We start from the raw sequence: 8516 nt of genomic DNA on the forward strand, positions 1-8516 counted from the left end.
GCGTGGTCGGCGAGGTGGCGACGGAGCGGTCCGAAGAGCGTCTCACCGGACTGCGCCACGCCGCCGCCGATCACCACGAGGTCGAGCTCGACCAGGGCCGCCGTGGCCGCGATCGCGGCGGCCAGGGCTTTTCCGGCCCGGTCGAAGGCCGCCCGTGCGCCCGGATCGCCCGCGCGGGCCGCGATCGCGGCCGCCGCGGCCGTCGGGGCGGTGCCGGGCGGCGGGGTCCACCCGGATTCCAGGGCGTGGGCGGCGATGGCGGGGCCGGCGGCGAAGCGCTCCACACAGCCCCGGGCGCCGCACGGGCAGAGGGGCCCGTTCTGGTCCACGGTGATGTGCCCGATGTGACCGGCGTTACCCGTGGTGCCCGCGTGGAGTCTGCCGCCCAGGATCAGGCCGCCGCCGACACCTGTGGAGACGACCATGCACAAGGCGTTGTCCACGCCTCGGGCCGCCCCGGCCCAGTGCTCGGCCGCCGCCATCGCCACCGCGTCGCCGACGAGGACCGGGCGGATCGCGGACGGCACCCGGGGGTGCGCCCGCACGCGCTCGACCAGGGGAAAGGCGCGCCAGGCCGGGATGTTGACGGGGCTGACCGTGCCGGCGGCGGTGTCGACGGGGCCCGCGCTGCCGATGCCGAGGCGGGTGAGGCCGTCCCAGGCGGGGTGCGCGGCCAGCCCGTCCAGGACGTGGAACACCGCGGCCATGAGGTCCTCGGCGGACCCCTGGGCGGGAGTGGCGTGCTGCGCCCGGGCCACCAGACGCCCCTTCCGGTCGACCAGAGCCCCGGCGATCTTCGTGCCGCCGATGTCGAGCGCTCCGTACACCCTCGTGTTCATCGTCGCGTTCCGCCTTTCCGTGGACGAGAAGAGGAATGGGTCCTTGTGTGCGACGTACTGTCACCCGAGGTGACAACGTTGTCCAGTTAACGGGTTAAGTTAACCCCGAGTTTAGTAAAACCCTCTCCTCCGACGGTGTCCGGCCTGGACGGCACCACGGAATCCCCGCGATGCTCGCCCCTGTTGTCAGCCCCTGAACGAAGGACTCTGCCGCCGTGAGTGATTTCCCGGCCTTTCCGCCCGGCTTCGAGTTCGGCGCCGCCACCTCCGCGTACCAGATCGAGGGCGGGACGCGGGCGGACGGGCGCGGGCCGTCGATCTGGGACACCTTCACCCGCCGCGGCGGCGCCGTCCTGGACGGCACCAGCGGGGAGACCGCCTGCGACCACTACCACCGGCACCGGGAGGACGTCGCCCTCCTCGCAGGGCTCGGAGTCGACACGTACCGCTTCTCGGTCGCCTGGCCCCGGATCCAGCCCACGGGCAAGGGGCCGGTGAACACCCCGGGGCTCGCGTTCTACGAACGGCTGGTCGACGACCTGCTGGAGGCGGGGATCACCCCCGTCGTGACGCTCTACCACTGGGACCTGCCCCAGGCGCTGGAGGACGGTGGCGGCTGGCGGGTACGGGACACCGCCGAGCGGTTCGCGGAGTACGCGGAACGGGTGGCGGGGCGGCTCGGGGACCGGGTCCCGCGCTGGATCACCCTCAACGAGCCCTGGTGCAGCGCCTTCCTCGGGTACGCGAACGGGGAGCACGCGCCCGGCGCGGCCGAGGGGACACCTGCGCTCGCCGCCGCCCACCACCTGCTCGTCGGCCACGGCCTCGCCCTGGGCGCGCTGCGGGCCGCCGGCGTCCGGGAGGCGGGCATCGCCCTCAACCTGGACCACGTGACACCGGCCGGCCCGGGCCCCGCCGACGCGGCCGCCGCCCTGCGCGCCGAGACGCAGCGCAACCTGATGTGGACCGAGCCGCTGCTGAAGGGCCGGTACGCGGCCTCGGAGGCCGACACCTGGGGCGAGCTGATCGAGCGTCAGGCGTTTCGCCGGGACGGGGACCTCGCGCTCGTCTCGGCCCCGCTCGACTTCCTCGGCATCAACTACTACACCCCCTCGACCGTCCGCGCGGCGCCCTGGCGCGAGCCCGATCCGTCCCGCCGCACGGCGGCCGACAACCGCTTCGAGGCGGTGCCCGTCACAGGCGTGCGTCACACCGCCATGGGCTGGCCGGTCGTGCCCGGCTCCCTGTACGCGCTCCTGACCTCGCTCAGGGACCGCTACGGCGCCGCCCTCCCGCCGGTCCACATCACGGAGAACGGCTCCGCCGAGTACGACGTCCCGGGGCCCGGCGGCGTGGTGGACGACGCCGACCGCGTCGCCTATCTGGACGGCCATCTGCGGGCCGTCGCCGAGGCGGTCGCGGACGGTGTCGACGTGCGCGGCTACATGGCCTGGTCGCTCCTGGACAACTTCGAGTGGGCCTACGGGTACAGCCGGCGGTTCGGGCTCGTCCACGTCGACTTCCCGACCGGGACGCGCACCCCCAAGGCCTCGTACCACTGGTACCGGTCGGCGATCGGGGCGGCGCGGCGCGGGCGGCCCGTCCGGCCCTGAGCGCGTCAGGGCCGGACGGGGGCAGGTCAGGGCAGCGGGGTGCCGCCCGTCGCGTTGACGATCTCTCCGGTGATGTAGCTCGCCGCCGGTGACGCGAGGAAGACGTACGCGGGCGCCATCTCGGCCGGCTGGGCCGCGCGCCCCAGCGGTGACTGGGCGCCGAAGTCCTTGACGTCGGGCATGGTGGCCGGGATCAGCGGGGTCCAGACGGGGCCGGGAGCGACGGCGTTCACACGGATGCCCCGCTCGGCCACCATCTGGGCCAGGCTGTGGGTGAAGGAGATGATGGCCGCCTTCGTCATCGCGTAGTCGAGCAGGTGGGGGCTGGGCTGGTAGCCCTGCACCGAGGTGGTGTTGATGACGCAGCCGCCGCGGGGCATGTGCGCGAGGGCCGCGCGGGTCAGCCAGAACATGCCGTAGAGATTGGTCTTCATCACCCGGTCGAACTGCTCCGTGGTGATGGCCTCGATGCCGTCGGGCTGGGCCATCTGGTACGCGGCATTGTTGACGAGGAGGTCGATGCGGCCGAACTCGCCCACCGCCCGCTCGATCAGGTCCCCGCACTGCCGCTCGTCGCGGATGTCGCAGGCGACGGTCACGGCGGTGCGCCCGGCCTCGCGGACCAGCCGGGCCGTCTCCGCCGCGTCGTCCCGCTCCTCCTCCAGGTGGGTGAGGACCACGTCCGCGCCCTCGCGGGCGAACGCCAGGCACACGGCCCGGCCGATGCCCGAGTCCCCGCCGGTCACGACCGCCACGCGGCCGCGCAGCAGATCGTGCCCCCGGTAGGACTCCTCCCCGTGGTCGGGGCGCGGGTCCATGGCCTCGGTCGTCCCGGGGTGTTCCTGTTCCTGCTCCGGCTGCGGCGGGCGGGGGTGCCGCGTCTGCGGGTCGGGGACGCGCGTCTCTTCGTCGGGGGACATCCCTTGCTCCTGGTCTCCTCGCTCGGCAGTACAGGGGTTCGACTACCCGGGGGCGGCCGGGGCATCCCCCCTCGTGCGGGTTTCGCCTGATCGGGGGACCGGGTCGCCGCCCCGGCAGGTCCGGCCCGCGTACGTCGGGCGGGCGCGGGTACCCGCTGCGGCATGGTGGATCGCAATGCCCCTCGTGAACCCTTGCCGGAACCGCCCGAGCCGTCGCCCGGGCGCCGCACGCCGCCGGAGCCCCCCGAACCGGAGCCGTCACGGCCACCGGAGCGCTCGGCGGCGGAACCGCGGCGCGAGTCCGGGGCGCCCCCGGCCCCCCAGGACGTCGGGCCGGGCCCCGAGGTCGAGGAGCGTGCGCCCGACTCGCCGAGCGAGCTGCCGGGTCGTTCCTGGCGCGCGATCCTCAAGGGGTCGGTGCGCGAGTTCGCCTCCGACGAGCTGACGGACCGGGCCGCCGCCCTGACCTACTACGGCGTCCTGTCCGTCTTCCCCGCGCTGCTCGTCCTGGTCTCGCTCCTCGGCATCAGCGGCCGGTCCACGACGGACCGGGTCCTGGACAACCTGCGCGAGCTGGCGCCGGGCCCGGCCCGGGACGTGCTCGGCCGGGCCGTGGAGAACCTGCAGGGCCATACCGGCACCGGAGCCGTCATGGTCGTCGTCGGCCTGGTGGTGGCCCTGTGGTCGGCCTCCGGGTACGTCGGGGCCTTCATGCGCGCCGCCAACCAGGTGTACGACGTGCCCGAGGGCCGCCCGATGTGGAAGGTGCTGCCGCTGCGCCTCGGGCTGACCGCCGTACTGATGCTCATGGCGACCGCGAGCGCCCTGATCGTGGTCTTCACCGGGGACGTGGCGCGGCGGGCCGGCGATCTGCTGGGGGTCGGCGACACCGCCCTGACCGTGTGGTCGATCGCCAAGTGGCCGGTGCTCGTGCTGCTCGTGGTGGTGATGATCGCCCTGCTCTACGGGGCGAGCCCGAACGCCAGGACCGGTGGCTGGCGGTGGATCACGCCCGGCAGTGTCCTCGCCCTGGTGATCTGGATGGCGGCCTCGGCGGGCTTCGCCCTCTACGTGGCCGAGTTCGCCTCGTACAACAAGACCTACGGGACCATGGCCGGTGTCATCGTCTTCCTGGTGTGGCTGTGGATCAGCAACCTGGCGGTGCTCCTGGGCCTGGAGTTCGACGCCGAGACGCTGCGGCAGCGGGCGGTCGCGGGCGGGATGCCGCCGGACGAGGAGCCGTACGTGGAACCGCGTGACACCCGCTCGTGGAGCGAGGAGGACGTGCGTTCGTTCCGCAAGCCCTGAGCGCCCTCCGCCGGTCCTGAGGAACGCCGATCCGCGGGCCCCGGCGCCGGGGCGGCGACGAGGGCCGGTGCCCACCGCCGGGAAGCGGGGGCACCGGCCCTCTCGTCGCACGTCAGGTCACCGGTTCCGGGCCGGGGCCCGGCGGGGGCAGCGGGCCGGGCTGCGGGAACGGATCCGGGGCCGGGCCCGGGGACGGCGGGTCCGGCTCGGGCTGCGGCGGAGCCGGCGGGACGGGATCGGGGCCGCCGGGACCGGGTCCCGGTCCGGGAAGCGGGCCCGGCCCGGGGCCGGGGCCCGGACCGGGCGGGGGCGTCGGGTTCGGCGGGACGGGATCGTTCGGGGGCGTGCTCATGGATCCTCCTTCCATGGCCGGGGACTCCATGTCGAAGGCTCGCCTACCCGCCCGAGCGGCGGGCACTCGCGCCGGTCCACCGCTCGGACGGGGCGGGTCGTGACCCGGAGCCGGGACGCATGACCGGCCCGCGGCCGGGCAGGAGCGGACCGGTGACTCTCTCAGACGCTGTGTACCTCGCCCTGGGCGTCGGTGCGCTGGGCGCGGCGGTGGTACCGCGCCTGGTGTTCCGGCGTCCCCTGTCCATGCCCATGGTGTTCGTCGCGGCGGGCGCCGTCGCGGCCCTGCTGCCGTGGGACATGCCCGTGGTGGACCCCGTGGACGACCGCCTGTGGGTGGAGCACGCCACGGAGGTGTGCGTGATCGTCTCCCTCATGGGCGCGGGCCTCGCCCTGAACCGGCCCGTGGGTCTGCGGCGCTGGCGCGGCCCGTGGCGTCTGCTCGGCATCGGGCTGCCGCTGACGATCGCCTTCGCCACCGCCACGGCCGCGCCGCTGCTCGCGTGGCCGCTCGCGCCCGCCCTGCTGCTGGCGGCGGTGCTGTCGCCGACGGACCCGGTCCTCGCGGCGGAGGTGCGGGTGGGTGAGCCGACCGACGAGAAGGACGACGAGGACGAGGTCCGCTTCACGCTCACGGCCGAGGCGGGGCTCAACGACGGGCTGGCCTTTCCGTTCGTCCTGGGCGCCGTCGCCCTCGCGGCGGCGGCCGCCGGTCAGGACGGCGGGTCCTGGGGGTGGCTCGGCCGGTGGTTCCTCGTGGACGTGCTCGTGCGCATCGGCGTTGGCGTGGCCCTGGGCATCCTCGTCGGACGGCTCCTCGGGCTGATGTTCTTCCGCGCCCCGCAACGGTGGCTGCGGCTGTCGGAGCACATGGAGGGGTTCGTCGCGCTCGGTGCCACCTTCTTCGCGTACGGGGTGACGGAGCTGGCGGGCGGTTACGGGTTCCTCGCGGTGTTCGTCACCGCGTGCACCGTGCGGGCCGCCGAGCACAGCCACGGCTACCACCGGGTGATGCACGAGTTCACCGAGCAGATCGAGCGGCTGATCACCGTCTTCCTGCTGTTCCTCCTCGGCGGCTACCTCGTGTCCGAGGGCCTGGCCGAGCTCTCCTGGCAGGGCGTCGTCGTGGCGGTCCTCCTCGTGGTGGTGCTGCGGCCCCTGGCCGGGTGGCTCTGCCAGCTCGGCATGCCGGTGGCGCGGCGCGAACGGCTGGTGACGGCGCTCTTCGGGATCCGCGGGATCGGTTCGATCTTCTACCTGGCCTACGCCCTCGGCCACACCGACGCCTTCGCGCCGTACGCCCGGGAGCTGTGGGCGGTCGTCGGCTTCACGGTGCTGCTCTCCGTGCTGGTCCACGGCGCCGCCGCGTCCCCGGTCATCCGCCGCCTGGACCGGCTGCGCGACGCGGGGCGGGAGTAGGCGCGGGATCCCGCCGCCGTCGCACCGGCCCCTCACTTCGCCGCGCCGCGCGCCGGACCGGGACGCCGGCCTGAGGCCGGACCGGGGCGCGGCCATGATCGATTGTCAGTGCCGGGTGAGAGCGTGGGAACACGTCGAGCCCGAACGAGGGGGAGCCCGTCATGGCCGGAAACCAGAACTACATCAACCACGTCGCACTCGTGCTGGACGCCAGTTCGTCCATGTCGCATCTGAGCGGGAAGGTCGTCGAGGTCGCCGACCGGCAGATCGCCTATCTGGCGCGCCGGTCACGGGAGTTGGACCAGGAGACGCGGGTCACGGTGTACGTCTTCGCCGACAAGGTGGAGTGCGTCGTCTACGACAAGGACGTGCTGCGCATGCCGTCCCTGAAGCAGCTGTACCGCGTCGGGGGGATGACGGCACTGCTGGCGGCCGCGCTGAAGTCGCAGCGGGAACTGGCGCGGACGGCGCAGCTGTACGGCGACCACAGCTTCCTGACGTTCGTTCTGACGGACGGGCAGGAGAACGCGAGCCACCGGTCGCCCGACGCTCCCACGAGGGATCCGAAGGAGCTGGCCCGGGCGGTGGCCGGGATGATCGAGACGCAGGAGGACAACTGGACGCTGGCCGTGCTCGTGCCGGATCAGACGGGCCGGCACGAGGCCATGCGGTGCGGCTTCCCGAAGGACAACATCGCCATCTGGGACGCCACCAGCACGCAGGGTCTGGAGGAGGCCGGGCAGGTCATCCAGGAGGCCACCGAGAAGTTCATGGTGGGCCGCACGAAGGGCATCCGCGGCTCGCGGGCGGTGTTCTCGACGGGCGCGGAGGCCGTCAACAAGGACACGATCGAGGCGGCCGGCCTCACACCGGTGAAGCCCTCGGAGTACCGGCTGCTCGACGTGACGCGTGACGGGACGATCCGCGACCGGGTGGTCGAGTCGGGGCACGCCTACCGCACGGGCTGCGCGTTCTATCAGCTCAGCAAGTCGGAGAAGGTGCAGGCCCGCAAGCGGATCGCGGTCCTGGAGAAGAAGACGGACCGGATATTCACCGGGCCCGAGGCGCGCACCCTGCTCGGGCTGCCCGATGTGGAGGTGCGGGTGAGGCCGGACCACAACGACGAGTTCACGATCTTCGTGCAGAGCACCAGCGTGAACCGGAAGCTCGTGCCGAACACCCGGCTGCTCGTCATGAACTGACACCCGGCGAGGGAGGTGCCGGCGGGCGCCACGGGCCCGCCGGCTCCGTCGGTCGGGCGGGGACGGTGCCCGGTCCCCGGTGACCGCCGGGTGGTGGTGGGTCACGCGGGCTGGTCCTTGTCCGCGGGGAGCCACACCTGGAAGGTCGCCGGGTCGACGGGGATGGAGACGTGTTCATGGGTGACCGCCCAGCCGCCGTCCGTCCGGCGCAGGCAGACGCTCTCCCGCACCCAGACGGAGGCCTGGAGGCCGCCCTTCCGCTCCCCCGTGTCGCGGTGCAGCATGTGGGCGAGGGCGAGGTCCCCGCTCGTCTCGAGGCGCAGATCGTGCGTCTCCAGGCCGATGGGGCCGACATAGCCGTCGAACCAGCGAAGGAAGTTGCGGCGTATCTCCTCCTTGCCGGTGAAACGGAGCGGCGGGACGACGTCGTAGTAGACGGCGTCGGGCGCGTAGCAGTCCATGAGGCGGTCGATGTCCTTCGTCCGCTGGGCCTCGGTGCGGCGGGCGAGGAAGGCGCGGATCCCGGTCTCGTCGCTGGTGGTCGTCATGGCGTACTCCTTCACATCGGTGTGCGGTGTCTCCACGAAGGGCCGGGGCGGGCCCGCGGGCCCGCCCCCCCGGGCGCGGGGCCGGGCCCGGCGGGGGACGACGGGGCCGGGGGACTACACTGGGACGGGGGCGGACACTGGCCCGGGGGACGCCGCACCCCCGCACCGGGGCGGTCCGGCCGACGGCCCCGCCGGGACCCCGGTGGGGCCCCGGGTATCACACGGTGAGGGAGAGCTCCTGCTCCACGACGGAGGCCAGGTACTCGGCCTCCTCCTGGGCGGTCTCCTGCGTGGCGGCCTCGACCATCACGCGGAC

Annotated in this window: 7 protein-coding genes; 4 read left to right on the top strand and 3 right to left on the bottom strand. The window is 73.6% G+C overall.

Annotated features, from left to right (window positions below):
* Positions 1 to 839: ROK family protein (locus tag RIF68_RS18055; RefSeq protein WP_309052298.1), on the bottom strand; the 839-nt coding region annotated here is incomplete at its 3' end.
* A gap of 215 nt (positions 840 to 1054) precedes the next feature.
* On the opposite strand from RIF68_RS18055, the gene RIF68_RS18060 reads away from it, so the two are divergent.
* The gene (locus tag RIF68_RS18060; protein ID WP_309052299.1) at positions 1055 to 2452 is read left to right on the top strand and encodes a GH1 family beta-glucosidase; all 1398 of its coding nucleotides are present in this window, start codon (positions 1055 to 1057) and stop codon (positions 2450 to 2452) included.
* A gap of 26 nt (positions 2453 to 2478) precedes the next feature.
* On the opposite strand, the gene RIF68_RS18065 is transcribed toward RIF68_RS18060, so the two are convergent.
* Positions 2479 to 3372: a glucose 1-dehydrogenase gene (locus RIF68_RS18065; protein WP_309052300.1), complete on the bottom strand. Its 894-nt coding sequence runs from the start codon at positions 3370 to 3372 to the stop codon at positions 2479 to 2481.
* 162 nt (positions 3373 to 3534) lie between these two features.
* Here RIF68_RS18065 and RIF68_RS18070 point away from each other — a divergent pair, with 162 nt between their 5' ends.
* The 3 genes from RIF68_RS18070 (at position 3535) to RIF68_RS18080 (ending at position 7652) form a co-directional block, all read left to right on the top strand.
* On the top strand, positions 3535 to 4680 hold the full coding sequence (locus tag RIF68_RS18070; protein WP_309052301.1) for a YihY/virulence factor BrkB family protein: 1146 nt from the start codon (positions 3535 to 3537) through the stop codon (positions 4678 to 4680).
* Positions 4681 to 5184: 504 nt separating this feature from the next.
* Positions 5185 to 6450: a cation:proton antiporter gene (locus RIF68_RS18075; RefSeq protein ID WP_309052302.1), complete on the top strand. Its 1266-nt coding sequence runs from the start codon at positions 5185 to 5187 to the stop codon at positions 6448 to 6450.
* 161 nt (positions 6451 to 6611) lie between these two features.
* Complete coding sequence (locus tag RIF68_RS18080) at positions 6612 to 7652, top strand: vWA domain-containing protein (protein WP_309052303.1); 1041 nt, start codon at positions 6612 to 6614, stop codon at positions 7650 to 7652.
* Positions 7653 to 7753: 101 nt separating this feature from the next.
* Here RIF68_RS18080 and RIF68_RS18085 read toward each other — a convergent pair whose 3' ends face one another.
* Entirely contained in the window at positions 7754 to 8200 is a 447-nt protein-coding gene (locus RIF68_RS18085) for an SgcJ/EcaC family oxidoreductase (RefSeq protein WP_309052304.1), read from the bottom strand.
* Positions 8201 to 8516 lie beyond the last annotated feature (316 nt).

It is taken from the genome of Streptomyces sp., assembly GCF_031178505.1.
GTDB classification, from domain to species: domain Bacteria; phylum Actinomycetota; class Actinomycetes; order Streptomycetales; family Streptomycetaceae; genus Streptomyces; species Streptomyces gulbargensis.